The organism is Streptomyces sp. NPDC014656, from assembly GCF_043084305.1.
GTDB lineage: Bacteria > Actinomycetota > Actinomycetes > Streptomycetales > Streptomycetaceae > Streptomyces.
This window is the reverse complement of the sequence record NZ_JBIBZN010000006.1, coordinates 359713-376321: the sequence shown is the minus strand read 5'-3', so window position 1 is coordinate 376321 and position 16609 is coordinate 359713. Positions and strand designations below refer to the sequence as shown.

The 16609-nt window shown below is 73.9% G+C and carries 19 protein-coding genes; 8 read left to right on the top strand and 11 right to left on the bottom strand.

The window, feature by feature from the left end:
• Positions 1-5 precede the first annotated feature (5 nt).
• Together ACF1ED_RS17495 and ACF1ED_RS17490 are read left to right on the top strand one after the other, a co-directional pair.
• Positions 6-803, top strand: coding sequence for an AzlC family ABC transporter permease (locus ACF1ED_RS17495; protein ID WP_391761297.1), 798 nt, complete (start codon positions 6-8; stop codon positions 801-803).
• Positions 804-808: 5 nt separating this feature from the next.
• A complete protein-coding gene (locus ACF1ED_RS17490) occupies positions 809-1126 on the top strand; it encodes an AzlD domain-containing protein (protein WP_391761346.1) in 318 nt (105 codons plus the stop codon).
• Between the two features lie 54 nt (positions 1127-1180).
• On the opposite strand, the gene ACF1ED_RS17485 is transcribed toward ACF1ED_RS17490, so the two are convergent.
• Complete coding sequence (locus ACF1ED_RS17485; protein ID WP_391761295.1) at positions 1181-2131, bottom strand: hypothetical protein; 951 nt, start codon at positions 2129-2131, stop codon at positions 1181-1183.
• A gap of 79 nt (positions 2132-2210) precedes the next feature.
• Between ACF1ED_RS17485 and ACF1ED_RS17480 the strand changes: the two genes are divergently transcribed.
• Both ACF1ED_RS17480 and ACF1ED_RS17475 read left to right on the top strand, forming a co-directional pair.
• On the top strand, positions 2211-2405 hold the full coding sequence (locus tag ACF1ED_RS17480) for a DUF3046 domain-containing protein (protein ID WP_391761293.1): 195 nt from the start codon (positions 2211-2213) through the stop codon (positions 2403-2405).
• Between the two features lie 237 nt (positions 2406-2642).
• Entirely contained in the window at positions 2643-3779 is a 1137-nt protein-coding gene (locus tag ACF1ED_RS17475; RefSeq protein ID WP_391761344.1) for an AI-2E family transporter, read from the top strand.
• A gap of 9 nt (positions 3780-3788) precedes the next feature.
• On the opposite strand, the gene ACF1ED_RS17470 is transcribed toward ACF1ED_RS17475, so the two are convergent.
• The 4 genes from ACF1ED_RS17470 to ACF1ED_RS17455 form a co-directional block, all read right to left on the bottom strand.
• Positions 3789-4568 (bottom strand): cytochrome d ubiquinol oxidase subunit II, encoded by a 780-nt coding sequence (locus ACF1ED_RS17470; RefSeq protein ID WP_391761291.1) that lies wholly within the window; start codon positions 4566-4568, stop codon positions 3789-3791.
• 44 nt (positions 4569-4612) lie between these two features.
• Positions 4613-5899, bottom strand: coding sequence for a cytochrome ubiquinol oxidase subunit I (locus ACF1ED_RS17465; protein WP_391761289.1), 1287 nt, complete (start codon positions 5897-5899; stop codon positions 4613-4615).
• A gap of 175 nt (positions 5900-6074) precedes the next feature.
• The gene (locus tag ACF1ED_RS17460; RefSeq protein ID WP_391761287.1) at positions 6075-6752 is read right to left on the bottom strand and encodes a response regulator; all 678 of its coding nucleotides are present in this window, start codon (positions 6750-6752) and stop codon (positions 6075-6077) included.
• Entirely contained in the window at positions 6749-7966 is a 1218-nt protein-coding gene (locus ACF1ED_RS17455) for a sensor histidine kinase (protein WP_391761285.1), read from the bottom strand. Before ACF1ED_RS17455 ends, ACF1ED_RS17460 begins: the two co-directional genes overlap by 4 nt.
• A 109-nt stretch (positions 7967-8075) precedes the next feature.
• Between ACF1ED_RS17455 and ACF1ED_RS17450 the strand changes: the two genes are divergently transcribed.
• The 4 genes from ACF1ED_RS17450 (at position 8076) to recX (ending at position 11620) form a co-directional block, all read left to right on the top strand.
• On the top strand, positions 8076-8861 hold the full coding sequence (locus tag ACF1ED_RS17450) for an SGNH/GDSL hydrolase family protein (protein WP_391761283.1): 786 nt from the start codon (positions 8076-8078) through the stop codon (positions 8859-8861).
• Positions 8862-9066: 205 nt separating this feature from the next.
• Positions 9067-9654, top strand: a complete 588-nt coding sequence (locus tag ACF1ED_RS17445; protein WP_391761281.1) for a hypothetical protein — start codon at positions 9067-9069, stop codon at positions 9652-9654.
• A 261-nt stretch (positions 9655-9915) separates the two neighbouring features.
• Positions 9916-11049 (top strand): recombinase RecA, encoded by a 1134-nt coding sequence (recA, locus tag ACF1ED_RS17440; protein ID WP_391761279.1) that lies wholly within the window; start codon positions 9916-9918, stop codon positions 11047-11049.
• A gap of 4 nt (positions 11050-11053) precedes the next feature.
• A complete protein-coding gene (recX, locus tag ACF1ED_RS17435; RefSeq protein ID WP_391761277.1) occupies positions 11054-11620 on the top strand; it encodes a recombination regulator RecX in 567 nt (188 codons plus the stop codon).
• A gap of 45 nt (positions 11621-11665) precedes the next feature.
• Here recX and ACF1ED_RS17430 read toward each other — a convergent pair whose 3' ends face one another.
• From ACF1ED_RS17430 to ACF1ED_RS17405, 6 genes are all read right to left on the bottom strand, one after another.
• Entirely contained in the window at positions 11666-12079 is a 414-nt protein-coding gene (locus tag ACF1ED_RS17430; protein WP_391761275.1) for a rhodanese-like domain-containing protein, read from the bottom strand.
• Positions 12076-12621, bottom strand: a complete 546-nt coding sequence (locus ACF1ED_RS17425) for a cysteine dioxygenase (RefSeq protein ID WP_391761273.1) — start codon at positions 12619-12621, stop codon at positions 12076-12078. The genes ACF1ED_RS17430 and ACF1ED_RS17425 overlap by 4 nt, the downstream gene beginning before the upstream one ends.
• A gap of 157 nt (positions 12622-12778) precedes the next feature.
• Positions 12779-12850 (bottom strand): putative leader peptide, encoded by a 72-nt coding sequence (locus tag ACF1ED_RS17420; RefSeq protein WP_350813796.1) that lies wholly within the window; start codon positions 12848-12850, stop codon positions 12779-12781.
• A 47-nt stretch (positions 12851-12897) separates the two neighbouring features.
• A complete protein-coding gene (locus ACF1ED_RS17415; RefSeq protein WP_391761271.1) occupies positions 12898-14661 on the bottom strand; it encodes an FAD-dependent monooxygenase in 1764 nt (587 codons plus the stop codon).
• Between the two features lie 327 nt (positions 14662-14988).
• Positions 14989-15879: an amino acid ABC transporter permease gene (locus tag ACF1ED_RS17410; RefSeq protein ID WP_391761269.1), complete on the bottom strand. Its 891-nt coding sequence runs from the start codon at positions 15877-15879 to the stop codon at positions 14989-14991.
• On the bottom strand, positions 15876-16550 hold the full coding sequence (locus ACF1ED_RS17405; protein ID WP_391761267.1) for an amino acid ABC transporter permease: 675 nt from the start codon (positions 16548-16550) through the stop codon (positions 15876-15878). Before ACF1ED_RS17405 ends, ACF1ED_RS17410 begins: the two co-directional genes overlap by 4 nt.
• Positions 16551-16609: the final 59 nt, after the last annotated feature.

The following is a 16609-nucleotide window of genomic DNA, read 5'->3' as shown; positions in this document are numbered from 1 at the left end:
GACGCGTGGCAGAACAGACAGCACACCCCGCCACGCGGGGCATACGTGAGGACCCGCCCGCCGGTACGGCCGGGAGCGGCCCGGCCGGTGCCGCCGGAGCGCGGAAGCCCGACTCGGCCGTGGTCCGGGACGCGCTCGGCGTCGGCATCGCCGTCGGGCTCTCCGGCTTCGCCTTCGGCGTGACCTCGGCCGGCGCCGGACTCACCCTCCTCCAGACCTGCGCGCTCAGCCTGCTCGTCTTCACGGGCGCCTCGCAGTTCGCCCTCGTCGGCGCCCTGGCCGGCGGAGGGAACCCGTTCACGGCCGCCGCCGGCGCCTTCTTCCTCGGCACCCGCAACGCCTTCTACGGACTGCGCCTCTCCCAGCTCCTCGCCCTGCCGAGGTCCGCGAAGCCCTTCGCCGCGCAGTGGGTCATCGACGAGACCACCGCCGTCGCCCTCGCCCAGCCGGACCGCAGGTCCGCCCGGATCGGCTTCACCGTCACCGGGCTCACCCTCTACGTCCTGTGGAACCTCACCACGCTGCTCGGGGCACTCGGCGCCGAGGCCATCGGCGACACCGCCGCCTGGGGACTGGACGCCGCGGGTCCGGCCGTCTTCCTCGCGCTGCTCGCCCCGATGCTGAGGACCGCGACCGAGCGGGCCACCGCCGGGATCGCCGTCGTCCTCGGCCTCGGCCTGCTGCCCGTGCTCCCGGCAGGCGTCCCCGTGCTGGTCGCGGCGCTCGCCGCCCCGGCCGTCCTCTGGTTCCAGGGGCGCAGGGCGCGGCAGGAACGGGCCACGGACGAGGAGGCGACCCGGTGAACGGCATGGACAGCACCCACGTCTGGATCGCGATCGGCCTCACCGTCGCCGGCTGCTACCTGGTCAAGCTGACCGGTCTGCTCGTCCCGGCCCAGACCCTGGAGCGGCCGCTCGTCCAGCGGCTCGCCGCCCTCCTTCCCGTCGCCCTGCTCGCGGCACTCACCGCGCAGCAGACCTTCGCCACCGGCACGTCCCTCGCCGTGGACGCCCGGGCCGCCGGCGTGGCCGCCGCCGCGCTCGCCCTCGTCCTGCGCGCGCCCTTCCTGGTCGTCGTGGGCGCCGCCGTCGTGGTGACCGCGGGGGTACGGGCCCTGGGCGGCTGAGCCGGAGGCGCACGGAAGCCGGCCGACCGGTCCCCCGCGCGCGGGGGACCGGGATCAGCCGTCCAGGGGACGTCCGTAGGCGCGCAGGGTGCGCAGCGCCTCGATCGTGACGATCGGCCGCCACTCCAGGGACGAGCCCGGGGCCCAGGCCCGCCACCGGATCGGCCAGCCCCCGTCCTCGGCCTGCTCCGCGGCGAGGTGGTCCAGCGAGCGGGACAGCTCCTCGTCGGTGAACCAGCCCCGGGCGAGCGAGTCCGGCACGCGCGCGTAGTCGTGCGGATAGTGGTGCTCGCCCGGCGCGTACCCGTCGGCCACCGGGAAATCCTCCGGGCGGTCCGGGTCCAGGACGGCGAGCCGCTGCTCGCGCACCAGCCGGCCGAGCCGGTCGGCCGCCGCCTCGGCCCGTGGCCGGTCCGGCGCCGAGTCGAGGAAGGCGACCGCCGCCTGCACCTCGTAGGGATGGGACTTCTCCAGCGACTCCACCGCCGTCCAGCAGAACTCGGTGGCCCGGAACAGCCAGGCGTGCCAGACCTGGTTGCGGTGGAGCGTGCCGACCACCGGGCCGGTCGAGAGCAGCTCCCCGGGCGGATCGTCGACGACCGGCACGAACGGCGCCGACGGATAGGCGCGCTGGGAGGGGTGGATCGCCGGCAGCGCCCCCTCGTGCGTGGAGACCGCCGTCAGATAGCGGCAGATCCGCTCCACCCGCAGTCCGCCGCAGCGCCCGATGGAGTCCAGCACCCGCAGCGCGTGCGCGGTGTGCAGCGGCTGGCTGACCGGGCCCCGCAGGTCCGGTTCGAGGCCGTGGCCGTAACCGCCGTCCTCGTCGAGGTACGCGGTCAGGGCGGCCTCCACCGGGTCCGCGCCGCCGCGCAGGAAGTGGTAGGCGAAACGGCGCTGTTCGAGCACGCGGGCCGTCAGCCAGACGAACCGCTCGGCGCGGGCCAGCGGCGACCCGGGGGCCGCCGGGGGAGAGGGCGGGGAAAGGAGGGGTTTTTCGGCCATGTTCCGACCGTAGGGCGGAACCGCGCGGTGGCAAGCCCCGGCGGCCGGGCTGCACTCTTGGGAGCGGGATACTGATGTCATGCGGTTGACGATTTTCTGGCAGCGGATGGCCGACCACTTCGGCTCCGGGTACGCGGACTCCTTCGCCCGGGACCACGTCCTGTCCGAACTGGGCGGCCGGACCGTCCACGAGGCGCTGGACGCCGGCTGGGAGGCGAAGGACGTGTGGCGGGTGGTCTGCGGCGCCATGGACGTCCCGGCCGAGAAGCGCTGACCGCCCTCCTGGGGCGATCCGCCGGGACCCGGGCGGATCGCCCGCCGGGTGCGCGAGACTGGCGGGGTGGCCCCGACTGACGACACCTCCGAGAAGACCGCCCGGAAGACACCCGCGACGCCCGCCGCCCGGAGCACGACGCCCGACGCGAGCGCGTCGCCCGGCGTCCCCGCCGCCGGCTCCGGAGGGCAGCCGCCCTCCGAGCTCCCCGCCACCCCCGCGGCGCCCGGGGCGCGCATGCCTCGCTGGCTGCCCCGCGCGATGGTCCTCGCCCTCGCCCTCTACGCCTGTTTCCAGCTCGGCGACTGGGCCTTCCACCAACTCGTCGGCCTGCTCGTCAACATCCTGCTCGCCTTCTTCCTCGCGCTCGCCATCGAGCCCGCCGTCGGCCGCATGGCGGCGCGCGGGATGCGCCGGGGGCTCGCCACCTTCCTCGTCTTCTTCGGCGTCCTCGTCTTCGGCATCGGCTTCGTCGTGCTGCTCGGCTCGATGCTCGCCGGCCAGATCGTCGACATGGTCGAGAACTTCCCCAAGTACCTCGACTCGCTGATCAACTGGATCAACCAGACCTTCCACACCGAGCTCTCCCGGGTCGAGGTCCAGGACAGCGTGCTCAATTCGGACTGGCTGCAGAAGTACGTGCAGAACAGTGCCACCGGGGTCCTCGACGTCTCGGCCACCGTCCTCGGCGGGCTCTTCCGGCTCCTGACGATCTTCCTCTTCGCCTTCTACTTCGCCGCCGACGGTCCCCGCCTGCGCCGCGCGCTCTGCTCCGTCCTGCCGCCCGCCCGGCAGGCCGAGGTGCTGCGCGCCTGGGAGATCGCGGTCGACAAGACCGGCGGCTACCTCTACTCGCGCGGCCTGATGGCCCTCATCTCCGGCGTCGCGCACTTCGTCCTCTTCGAGATCCTGGACGTGCCCTACGCCCCCGCGCTCGCGGTCTGGGTCGGTCTGGTCTCGCAGTTCATCCCCACCATCGGCACCTATCTGGCCGGTGCGCTGCCGATGCTGATCGCCTTCACCGTGAACCCCTGGTACGCCCTGTGGGTGCTCGGTTTCGTCGTGGTCTACCAGCAGTTCGAGAACTACGTCCTCCAGCCGAAGCTCACCTCCAAGACGGTCGACATCCACCCGGCGGTGGCCTTCGGTTCGGTGATCGCGGGCACGGCCCTGCTCGGCGCGGTCGGCGCGCTGATCGCCATCCCCGCCGTGGCCACCCTCCAGGCGTTCCTCGGGGCGTACGTGAAGCGGTACGACGTCATGGACGACCCGCGGGTGCACGGTCACCGGCGGTACGGCGAGGCGGTCGTGGCACGGCTCCAGAAGGCCCTCCAGCACAAGAAGGACGCCTCGGGCGGCTCCGAGGAGGCGTGACGGCCCGGCTCACAGGTACGAGGGGCCGGTGACGCGGCCCCTGAACAGGTACCAGACCCACGCCTGGACCGCGACGAGCAGCGGGGTCACCACGGCCAGCGCAGGGACGAGCAGGGCCAGCGTCCCGGGCGCCGCCGCCCGCTCGGCCAGCGGCAGCGCCGCACCCGCCCAGAGCGGCAGTCCGCCCAGCAGGACGGCGGTGAGGGCGAGCGGATGCCAGGGCCGCCCGGCCCGCCCGACCAGCCGGCGGGCCCGCTGGTACGGGGCGCCGGTGAGCCGCAGCGAGGCGAAGCCGAGGCCGTGCGCCGCGAACAGGGCGGCGACGGCCGGCGCGGCCACCACGGCGACGGGCCCGGTCGCGGGCTCGTACGGTCTGCCGGCGAGGAGGGCCGCGAGCAGCAGGCCCCAGGACAGCGCGACCGCCCAGCTGCCGGCCGTGACGGCGGTGTCGCAGGCCGCCCGCCAGCGGGGCCCCGGCCCCCGGCCCCGTGACCACAGCCCCGCGTCCCGCACGATCCACCCGGCCAGCAGCACCACGAGGACGGGCGCCTGACCGCTCAGGAGCTCGCCCTCCAGCGCGGGGAAGCAGCCGACGAGGACGCCGGCGGTGGCGACCAGCCAGACCTCGTTCCCCAGGAAGAAGGGGGCGAAGGAGGCGAGGACGAGTCTGCGCTCGGCGTCGCCGCGGCCGAGCCAGGGCAGCAGCATGCCGCTGCCGATGTCCGTGCCGGCGAGGACGAACCAGCCGGTGGCACAGCAGGCGAGCAGGAAGACGGCCAGGGTTTCCACGGTTCTCCTCGTGCCGAAGACGGGGCGGAGCGGGGCGGGGCGGGTCAGTAGCGGGTCAGGGGCGCGGCCGGGGTCGGCGGGGGCTCCTCCACGGCGCGCTCGTCCCGGCCGAGGCCCGGATCGGAGGGGCCCCGGCGGGCGTGCCGGGCGATCAGCCAGCCGTTGAGGACGGCGAGGAGCAGGAAGAGCGTGGCGAACACGGCCAGCGAGAGCCGCATCGTGCCGGGGGAGAGGTCCGAGACGGCGTCCTCGGTCCGCAGCAGGCCGTACACCACCCAGGGCTGACGGCCGGCCTCGCGGAAGACCCAGCCGCCGGTCATGGCGAGGTAAGGCAGCGGCACGGAGGCCATCAGGACCAGGTGCCAGAGCCGGAAGCGCAGGACGGCCTTCCGGAAGGCGGCCAGGATCACTCCGGCGAAGCAGAGGTACATCATCAGGCCGAAGGAGATCAGCATCACCAGGCCGCCGCCCCGGGTCCAGCCCTCCGGCGGTATGTAGTCGCCGGGGCCGAACCGGGTCGTCAACTCGGCCTGCACCCGGGCCACCTCGGCGGCCTGTCCTCCGAAGACGGCCGATTTCATCGGCTGGAACGAAGCGAGGGCGGAGAACTGGAGCCCGCCGCTGACCGCCGCCGCCAGCAGTGCCGGCGCCGCGACGTACACCCCGGTCCGCAGGCTCCGCCGGAAGAAGTCCGCCTCCGCCGTCCGCCGGAAGAGGTGGTGGGCGCTGATCCCCGCCATGAGGAAGCCCGCGGTGAGGAGGGCTCCCGACAGGATGTGGGCGAGCGGGAGGAGCGCGGCCGGGTTGGTGAGGACCGCGGCGGGGTCGGTCAGGACGAGCGCGCCGTCCTCGGAGCCATACCCCACCGGATGGTTGAGGAAGCCGTTGGAGACGAGGATCCAGTACGCGGAGAGGTAGGCGGTCAGCACCACGACCCAGATCGTCGCGAGGTGCGCCCAGCGGCCGAGCCGGTGCCAGCCGAAGATCCACAGGCCGAGGAAGGTGGACTCGACGAAGAACGCGACGAGCGTCTCCACGGCCAGGGAGGCGCCGAGTATGTTGCCCGCCTCGTGGGTGAGGCCGCTCCAGGCCATGCCGAACTGGAACTCCATGACCAGGCCGGTGACGATCCCGACCGCGTAGTTGATCACGTACAGCTGGCCCCAGAAGCGGACCTGACGGGCGTCCTCCGGGCGTCGGCCGAGCGTGGCGCGGGTCTGGAGGACGGCGACGATCGTGCCGAGGCCCAGGGTGAGGGCGACGAAGAGGAAGTGGCCTGCGGCGGTGAGGCCGAACTGCAGCCGCGCGAGATCGAGTACGTCCTGATGCACTCCGCCAGCATGCGCGGACGGCCCCCTGCCCCACATCTGACCAGGGGTGACAATCGCCGGCCGGTGCCGTACATCCTCGGGTGACAGGTGCCTCCCCGGAGTACCACGAAAGTTGATCCGGGCGGCCCCGGCCCCTTAGGGGTGACCCCGGGGCGGGGGCGTCCGTACGGGTCCGTCAGGCCAGCCAGCCGGGGGTGATCATCCCCGTTTCGTAGGCCAGGACGACCAGTTGGGCCCGGTCCCGGACCCCGAGCTTGGTCATGATCCGGCTGACGTGGGTCTTGGCGGTGGCGGGGGAGAGGACCAGGCGGCCCGCGATCTCGTCGTTCGACAGCCCCGCCCCGACCAGGCCCAGGACCTCCCGCTCGCGTTCGGTGAGCGCGTCCAGGCGCCCGGCGGGGTCCGGCCGGCGGCCGGACGGGTCGGCGCGCCCCGCGAACTCGGCGATCAGCCGACGGGTCACCGCCGGCGCGATGAGCGCGTCGCCGCGGGCCACGACCCGCACCGCGTGCAGCAGTTCCATCGGCTCGGTGTCCTTGACGAGGAACCCGGACGCCCCGGCGCGCAGCGCCCCGTACACGTGCTCGTCCTCGTCGAAGGTGGTGAGGATGACGACCTTCACGGCGTCGAGCCGGGGATCGGCGGTGATGCGGCGGGTGGCCTCCAGGCCGTCGAGCACGGGCATCCGGATGTCCATGAGGACGACGTCCGGCCTGAGTCCGGCGGCGAGGGCGACGGCCTGCGCGCCGTCCCCGGCCTCGCCGACGACCTCGATGTCCTCCTCGTCGGAGAGGATCGACCGGAAGCCGGCCCGGACGAGGGTCTGGTCGTCGGCGAGCACGACGCGGATCATCGCTGCTTCCCTTCCTGCGGGGCGAGGGTCGTGGGGAGCTCGGCGTCGACGGCGAAGCCGCCGCCGGCCGGTCCGGCGGTGAGCGTCCCGCCGAGGGCGCGGGCCCGCTCGGCCATCCCCCGCACGCCGCTGCCGCCGGACGTCCCGGAGCCGCCGGGGGCGACGGGGTCCGGCCGCGCGCCGCCGCCGTCGTCCGCGATCCGGATCCGTACGGTGCCGGTCTCCGCCGCCCAGTCCAGGGTGACGGTGACGACCGAGGCGCCCGAGTGGCGGGTCACGTTCGTGAGCGACTCCTGCACGATGCGGTACGCGGCGAGGTCCACGGGCGGCGGCAGCGGGACGGCCGTGCCGGTGACGCGGACGCGCACGTCCAGTCCGGCGGCGCGGGCCCGGGCCGTCAGGTCGCCGAGGAGGGCCAGGCCGGAGGCGGGCGGGGCGGTGGGCGCGGCCCCGTCGGCCCCGCGCAGCACTCCGAGCGTGGCGCGCAGCTCCCGCAGGGCGTCCTTGCTGGTGGTGCGGACCGCCGTCAGGGCCTCCGTAGCGGTCGTCAGCGCGCTCTCGGGGTCGGGGCGCTTGGCGAGCCGGTGCAGGGCGGCGCCGGACTGCACGTTGATGAGGGAGACGGTGTGACCGAGGACGTCGTGGAGTTCGCGGGCGATCCGCAGCCGCTCCTCGGTGGCGCTCTGCCGGGCCCGGGCCTCCTGCTCGCGCTCGGCGGCGAGGGCGCGCTGCTCCACCTCGTGGAGGTACGCGATCCGGGTGCGCTGGGCGCGGCCGACCGCGACCAGGCTGATCAGCCAGCCGGCGAGCATCACGAGCGCGGTCTCGTCGATCTGGCGGTGGCCCGGCCGCTGGCGGGCCTCGCCGAGGCCGACCGCGAGCAGGGTGACCGCGGCGAGCGCCACGGCGGCGGCGAAACGGCCCTCCGCGGCCGTGGTGTAGAGCGCCAGCGCGAAGGCGATCATGAGCGGCCCGTCCTGCTCGGAGAGCGGGTAGTAGGCCACGCACGCGAGGAGGGTGACGACGGCGACGGCGACGGGCCACGCGCGCCGGAGGGCGAGGGCGCCGCAGCCGACGAGCACGAGGGCCCAGCCGAGCGCGGCGCGCGGGGCGGACTCGTGGACGTGCCACCCCGAGATCAGCGTCCAGGCCGTCACCAGGAGGAGGACCAGGCCCGCGATCAGGGCGTCGGCGGTCCGGGGCGGGAGGCGCATGGGACGAAGGATAGGCGGGAGGGGGCCCGCGGGCCGCCCGCTCCCCTTATAGTAAAAGAGTTGAATAGGTAGCGGGTTGGGTAAGGAAACAGGAGAAGGTGGCCGGCGGATGAGCGTGCAGGAATACCGGCGGTACGTGGCCCTCGGCGACAGCCAGACCGAGGGCGTCGGGGACGGGGACGACCTCTCCGGGCTGCGCGGCTGGGCCGACCGGCTGGCCGAGCACCTCGCCCGGACCGACCCCGGCGTCCGGTACGCCAACCTCGCCGTGCGGGGCCGCCTGGCCGGCGCCGTGCGGGCGGAACAGCTCCCTGCGGCCCTCGCCCTGCGGCCCGACCTCGCCACCGTCGTCGCCGGCGTGAACGACCTGCTCCGGCCGGGCTTCGACGCCGACGAGACCGCCGGGCACCTGGAGGCCGTCTTCGCCGCCCTGACCGGTCAGGGCGCCCGGGTGGCCACTCTCACGTTCCCCGACGTCGGCCGCATCACCCCGCTGGCCCGGCCCCTCGCGCCCCGTGTCCACGCCCTCAACGACCGGATCCGGGAGGCCGCCCGCCGGCACGGGGTGACCGTCGCCGAGACCGCCCACCACGACGTCGTCACCGACCCCCGGCTGTGGAGCGCCGACCGGCTGCACGCCTCCCCGCTCGGACACGCGCGCATCGCCGCGGCCGTCGCCGACGCGCTCGCCCTCCCGGGCAGCGACGGCGGCTGGGCCCGGCCGCTGCCGCCCCGCCCGGCTCCCCCACGCCTGCGCGCCGTCGCCGGCGAACTCGCCTGGGCCGGATCCTTCCTCGGACCCTGGATCGCCCGCCGCGTGCGCGGCCGGTCCTCCGGCGACGGCCGGGCCGCCAAGCGCCCGGAACTGCTGCCCGTCGGGCCGGCCGGGAACTGATCCCCGGGAACCGCCCCGAAGGACTGTCCCCGGGGCCTCTCCGCGAGCCGGGGAGGGTGGGGTGCCCGGCGGTTCCGCCGGTCAACGCGCCGGGTGCGGTTTCAGTCGTCTGAAGGTCGTTTCCGGTGATCTGCCGGAAGCCGTCCGATGAGCCTCCTAACGTACGGACTGACCGTGCCGACGCGGTCCTACGAGGAGGAAGCCTGTGTCATCGCCCTGCGACCCCCGCTACGCCCCCGCCGGTGATGTGGACGGGGCGCTCATGGTGATCGACTCCCGGCTCCGGGCCGTCCAGGACGGCAGGACCGGGACCGACCCCGAGCAGCAGAAGCTGCTCGACCAGCTCACCGCTTCCCTGGACCTGCAGGGCGTCCACGACCTCCTGGACGGCGCCTGCACGCTCGTCTTCATCTACATGAAGTGGCTGCGCCAGGTCCACGAGGAGCACGACCGGGACGTCATCGAGTACGTGGTCCCCAGCCTCGTGGCCACGCTGCGCATGATGCCCCGGAGCGTCCGCCCCGAGGCGATCCCCACCATGGCCGGGCTGGTGATCGCGGCGGGCACCGGCCTCAGCCCCAGCCTCTGGCGCCGGCAGTACGGGGACTGGACGAAGGAGGAGATGACCGCCCTGGAGGCCACCGCCCTCCTGCTGGCCGAGCACATCAACCGGATCGCCGGCGACCGAGACTTCGCCACCCGCATGATCGGCGAGACGCTGTCGCGGGCCGACCGGGAGGCGGGCCCGGGCCACGACGAGGCGTGGAACGGGGACGGGGCGGGCGGGAGGTAGAGGACGGGGCGGGCGGGAGGCGGGGGCGGTGAGGCCGGAGCGGCCCGGCCTCGCCGACGGCCCGGAGCTTGTCCACAGGCCGGGCGTGGCACGCTTGACACGAAAATCGAACATCTATTCTCATGAAGGTTCCGGCCCTTGGAATCGCGGGCATCTCGGCGAGTTGTCCACAGGTCGGAGAGACGCGAGGACCCATTGTCAGTGGCAGGGGTTAGCGTCTTTCACATGAAGCGATCGACTCAAGCACCCCGGGTGGAACCCATGGCAGGAACCGACCGCGAGAAGGCGCTCGACGCCGCGCTCGCACAGATTGAACGCCAATTCGGCAAGGGCGCCGTGATGCGCATGGGCGACCGTACCCAGGAGCCGATCGAGGTGATCTCCACCGGATCGACCGCCCTCGACGTCGCCCTGGGCGTCGGCGGTCTGCCGCGTGGCCGTGTCGTGGAGATCTACGGCCCGGAGTCCTCCGGCAAGACGACCCTGACCCTGCACGCCGTGGCCAACGCGCAGAAGAGCGGCGGACAGGTCGCCTTCATCGACGCCGAGCACGCCCTCGACCCCGAGTACGCCCGCAAGCTGGGCGTCGACATCGACAACCTCATCCTGTCCCAGCCGGACAACGGCGAGCAGGCCCTCGAGATCGTCGACATGCTGGTGCGCTCCGGCGCGCTCGACCTCATCGTCATCGACTCCGTCGCCGCGCTCGTCCCGCGTGCGGAGATCGAGGGCGAGATGGGCGACTCCCACGTGGGTCTCCAGGCCCGACTGATGAGCCAGGCCCTCCGGAAGATCACCAGCGCCCTCAACCAGTCCAAGACCACGGCGATCTTCATCAACCAGCTCCGCGAGAAGATCGGCGTGATGTTCGGCTCGCCGGAGACCACGACCGGTGGCCGCGCGCTCAAGTTCTACGCCTCGGTGCGCATCGACATCCGCCGCATCGAGACGCTCAAGGACGGCACGGAGGCGGTCGGCAACCGCACCCGCTGCAAGGTCGTGAAGAACAAGGTCGCGCCCCCCTTCAAGCAGGCCGAGTTCGACATCCTCTACGGCCAGGGCATCAGCCGCGAGGGCGGCCTGATCGACATGGGCGTGGAGCACGGCTTCGTCCGCAAGGCCGGCGCCTGGTACACGTACGAGGGCGACCAGCTCGGCCAGGGCAAGGAGAACGCCCGCAACTTCCTGAAGGACAACCCCGACCTCGCCAACGAGATCGAGAAGAAGATCAAGGAGAAGCTGGGCGTCGGCGTCCGTCCCGAGGCCGCCACGGCCGAGACGGCCACCGACACGGCGGACGCGGCGGACCCGGCCGGCGCGGACGACGCCAAGGCCGCTCCGGCCGTCGCGGCCAAGACCGCCAAGGCGACCAAGGCCACCGCGGCCAAGAGCTGAACCGGTGACCGGTCGCACCGAATGGCCGGGTGACAGCCCCGACTCGTCGAGGGCCGAGAAGGAGCTGTCACCCCAGGATCCGGCTGAGCGGGCGCGGGCGATCTGCCTGCGCCTGCTCACCGGAACCCCCCGCACGCGCAAGCAACTGGCCGACGCCCTGCGCAAGCGGGAGGTCCCCGACGACATCGCCGAGGAGGTCCTCGCCCGCTTCGAGGACGTCGGCCTCATCGACGACGCCGCCTTCGCCGGCGCCTGGGTGGAGTCCCGCCACCACGGACGGGGCCTCGCCCGCCGCGCCCTCGCCCGCGAGCTGCGCACCAAGGGCGTCGACCCGGGCCTCGTGCAGGAGGCCGTCGGCCGGCTGGACTCCGAGCGGGAGGAGGCCACCGCGCGCGAGCTGGTGGAGCGCAAGCTCCGTGCCACCCGCGGTCTCGAGCGCGACCGCCGGCTCAGACGCCTCGCCGGGATGCTCGCCCGCAAGGGCTACCCGGAGGGCATGGCCCTGCGGGTGGTCCGCCAGGCGCTGGAGGAGGAGGGCGAGTCCACCGACGGCCTGGAGGAGGGCTACTAGGGCCCTCCGGCGAGCCGCGTCCCAGCGCCTGGGGACCCCCGGGCGTCAGGGCGCCGTCCGGCCGGCCGGCAGGAGGACTGGGAGGCCCGCCGCCTTCCACGCCTGGAAGCCGCCGATCAGGTCGGTCGCCCGGTGCAGGCCCAGGCGACGGAGCGATTCCGCGGCCAGGGAGGAGGCGTAGCCCTCGTTGCAGAAGACCACCACCCGCAGGTCATGGCCGGTGGCGCGCGGGGAGCGGTGGCTGCCCAGGGGGTCGAGCCGCCACTCCAGCTCGTTGCGTTCCACGACCAGCGCGCCCGGGACCAGGCCGTCCCGTTCGCGCAGGGCCGCGTAGCGGGTGTCGACCAGGAGCGCCGCGCCCGACGCGTACTCCTCGTACGCGGTGCGGGCGTCGACCCGGTCGAGGCCGGACCGGACCCGCTCCAGAAGCTCGTCGATGCCGACGCGGTCGGCGCTCACTGCCAGTCCTCCGGACGCTCGACCTGCTCCAGACGGAGCACCGGACCCGTCCGGCTGAAGCGCCGGATCAGCGGGAGCGGCGGGTAGTAGGCGTGCACCGAGACCGCATGGGCGTCGGGGGAGGCGTTCAGCACCTCGTGGACGTGGTCACGGCCGAAGGCGCGCCCGGCGCCCGCGTCGAGCCGGCGGGAGCGGTCGAGTCCCTCGGCCAGCTCCAGGGTCTTCCAGCCGCCCGCCGGGAGGCGGACGGCGAGCGCGTGCTCGGTCAGGCTGCCGCGGGCGGTGGCGAAGGCGCCGAAGGACTCGGCGTGGTCGTGCCAGCCGGTTCCGGTGCCGGGCGGCCAGCCGATGAGCCACGCCTCACTGCCGCCGGGGCCGTCCAGACGTACCCAGGTGCGGCCCTCGGGATCGAGCGGCAGGGAGTCGACGAGGGTCCGGTCGGCGGCGGTGCGGCGGACGAAGTCGAGAAGTTCGGCCGCGGTCGGCGGACCGGAGGCCGCCCGGGCGGGGGAAGGGGAAGGGATGACAGAAGACGCGGGCACGGGTGACCGTCCTGGAGTCGCTGGGGTGCGCGCGCCGCCGGGGACCGACGGGGAGGCCCGGCGGATCACCGAGGACACCGCGCCGGACGGGCGTCCGGGGCGGATCGGTCGGCCGGGCAGCCGGGCGGCCGGGCGCGCGAGGGGAAGGGAAGCGAGTTCAGAAGGACGGGCGACACACGCAGCCCGCGTAGCGGATCAGGTCCATATGGACCCTCCGCCACAGGCGCACATCGGTGTCGGTCACGTTCCGGAGTACACCATGCGCGCCCGCGCGAATCAATGGACGTCCACGGTCCGGTCGTGTCCCAGCGACGCCTCGGCCGGTGCGGGGACCTCCACCGGGATCACCGGCCCGGAGGCCGCGGCCCCGGGCCGTCCGGTCTCCTCCGGAGCCGCCTTCGGGGCTTTCTCCGGGGCTTCTTCCGGGCCGTCCCCAGGGGCGTTGCCGCGGGCGGCCTCCGCCGCCGCGTGGAGCTCCTCGGGGCGTACGCCCGCGAAGGCGGCGACCAGGTGGCCGTCGGGGCGGACGAGCAGGACGGCGTGGGCGGGGGCGCCCGGGTAGGCGTCGGTCACCAGCACCTCGGAGGCCACCGGAAGCGCCTCGGCGGCCTCCTCCAGACGGGGCATCAGGCCGGCCGTCCGCCAGTGCCTGCGCTCCCACACCCCGGAGCCGGGGGCGACGAGCAGGACCAGGAAGCGGGCCTGCCCCAGCCGGTCCCGGAGCCGTACCGTCGTGTCGTCGGGTGCGGTGACCCGCACGTCCTCGACGGGCGCGCCGAGCGGGGTGCCCACCGGGACCATGCCCTCGCTGTAGGGCGCGGCCAGCGGCGAGTGCGGGTAGGCGGGGGAGGCGCCCAGCGGGCCCCGGCCCAGGTGCCCGTCGGTCAGCAGGGCGTCGTGACCGCGCATCACGCCCGGCAGGTACGTCCGCAGACCCCCGCCGCCGCGCAGCGCCGGCAGGGCCTGGTCGGCGGCGCGCAGCCGTGCGGCGATCGCCGTGCGACGCTCGCTCTGGTAGCTGTCGAGCAGGGTGTCCGGGGCGGCCCGGTGCCAGGTGAGGGCGAGCTTCCAGGCGAGGTTGTCGACGTCCCGGAGGCCCTCGTCGAGGCCCTGGGTGCCGACCGCGCCCAGCAGATGGGCCGCGTCCCCGGCGAGCAGCACCCGGTCGACGCGCCACCGGCGGGCGAGCCGGTGGTGCAGGGTGTGGACGCCGGTGTCGAGGAGCTCGTACGGGGGAGTGGTGCCCTCGCACCAGCCGGCCAGGGTCTCGCGGATCCGGGTCACCAGGGCGTCCGGCGTGACGAGCTCGCCGCGCGGCGGCAGCAGCCAGTCGATCCGCCACACCCCGTCGGGCAGCGGCCGGGCGGTGATCTCCTCGCCGACCCCGCGCCACGGGGGCTGACGGTGCAGCAGGGACTGGCCGGGCCAGGGGAGTTCGGTGCGCAGGGCGGCGACCGCGTGCCGCTCGACGGCGGTGCGGCCGGGGAAGCGGACGCCGAGCAGCTTGCGGACGGTCGAGCGGGCGCCGTCGCAGCCGACGAGATGGCTGCCGCGCCACCAGGTGCCGTCCGGGCCGCGGGTGTGGGCGGTGACCCCGGTGCGGTCCTGCTCGACGGTGTCCAGACGGGCGTCGGTGACGAGCCGGACGAGGGGTTCGCGGGCGATGGCGTCGCGCAGGCCGCGGGCGAGCGCGTGCTGGGGGATGTGCAGGGGGGCGGCCGGCGCGGCGGGGGAGTCCGGGTCCTCGGACCACTCCTCGGTGCCGCCGAGCCCCAGGTCGAAGGCGACCCGGCGGAGCTGCTGGCGCCGCCGCATGCCGCGCCAGCCGACCCAGCGCAGCCCCTCGTCGCGGACGGTGGCGCAGCCCAGCCGCTCGACCAGGGCGGCCATGTCGGCGCGCAGCACGACGGTCCGCGCGGGGCGCGGATCCTCCTTGCCGGAGGTCTCGTCGAGGACGACGCTGGGCACGCCCTGCGCGGCGAGCGCGAGGGAGAGCGCGAGGCCGACCGGCCCCGCGCCCACGATGATCACCGGGTCCACGGCGCGGCTCCAAAAGGCCGGAAAGTCATGGGGGCAGCACAGCAGAGTGTGGCACGAGCCCGGTGCTTGATCACAGACCGTATGCAACTCAGTCAGGGTGTTTTGCGTCAAGTGACGCGAGGGGAGTGGTGCGGACGGCATGGGGGAAGGGCCGGTTCCGGGGGCTCCGGACGGCCCCGCGCACCCCTTCCGGCCCCACCAGGACCTCCGGCCCCGGCGCTTTCACCGGAAGCGGGCGGTCCGGGGGAAGGCGACGGGGCCGGAAGTGGACGGGCGCGGAACTTGGGGGAAACCGGGCCGTCGGGGTGGTGGTCGTACGGGCGGGGCTCAGGCGCCGCCGGTGCTCGCCCCGCCCATCTCGACGTTCACGACGGGGGCGACGTCCTTCACCGCGGCGGCCTTCCGGCCCTGCCGGAGCCGCTGCTCCAGGCGGGCGGCGAGGTAGGTGAGGAGGGAGTTGAGCGCGATGTAGATCAGGGCGATGACCGTGAAGGCGGCGATCGTGTTGGCGCCGTAGTTCGCGGTGATCTGCCGGTTCTGGCTGAGCAGTTCGCCGAAGCCGAGGAGCGCGCCGCCGAGCGCGGTGTCCTTCACGATGACGACGAGCTGGCTGACCAGGGCGGGGAGCATGACCGTGACGGCCTGCGGCAGCAGCACGTACAGCATGGTCTGGCCCTTGCGCATGCCGAGCGCGACGGCCGCGTCGCCCTGGCCCCGGGGGAGCGAGAGGACACCGGCGCGGACGACCTCGGCGATGACGGAGGCGTTGTAGAGCACCAGGCCGGTGACGACCGCGTACAGCGGGCGGAAGTCGGAACTGACGGGCGTGAACTGGGCGTAGACCTGGCTCGCGAACATCATCAGGAGCAGCACCGGGATGGCCCGGAAGAACTCGACGACGACGCCGACCGGGACGCGCACCCAGCGGTGGTCGGAGAGCCGGCCGATGCCCAGGGCCGCGCCGAGCGGCAGCGCGATGAGGATGGAGAGCGCGGCGGCCTTCAGGGTCTCGACCAGGCCGGGCAGCAGGTACGTCGTCCAGACCTGGGAGTCGGTGACGAACGGGCTCCACTTGGCGGCGTCCAGCTGGTGCTTGTCCGCCATGGCGGAGAGCACCCAGAAGGCCACCAGGCCCAGGACGGCGAGGAAGGCGATCGTGTAGACGACGTTGCGCGCCTTGGCCTTGGGGCCGGGGACGTCGTAGAGGACGGAGTTCACCGCTTCACCGCCAGTCGCTTGGCCGCCCAGCCCAGGACCAGGCCGGTGGGGAGGGTCAGGACGATGAAGCCGAAGGCGAAGATCCCGAAGACGGTGAAGAGCGCCTGGGCCTCGTTCTCGATCATCTCCTTCATCAGGAGGGCCGCCTCGGTCGCGCCGATCGCCGCCGCCACCGTCGTGTTCTTGGTGAGGGCGATGAGCACGTTGGCGAGCGGGGTGATCGCCGCGCGGAACGCCTGCGGCAGGACCACCAGCGTCAGGACCTGGGTGAAGCTCATGCCCAGGGCGCGGGCCGCCTCGGCCTGGCCGGCCGGGACCGTGTTGATGCCGGAGCGCAGCGCCTCGCAGACGAAGGTGCCGGTGTACGCGGTGAGTCCGAGGACCGCGAGCCGGAAGCCGATCTCCTTGAAGTCGTCGCCGCCGAGCGTGACCTGGAGGGTCTGGTTGAGGCCGAAGGAGCAGGCCACGATGACCACGGTCAGCGGGGTGTTGCGGACGAGGTTCACGTACGCGGTGCCGAAGCCGCGCATCAGCGGGACCGGGCTGACCCGCATGGCGACCAGGGCGGTGCCCCAGACCAGCGATCCGATCGCCGAGTAGAGGGCGAGCTGCGCCGTCACCCAGAAGGCGCCGAGCAGGTCGTACTGCCCGGAATCAAGAAAGTCGAACACGATGCCCCGCGCTCTCCCCTGGTGGTCGGTCGGTCGGACGGCCGGTGCGTCGGCAGCGG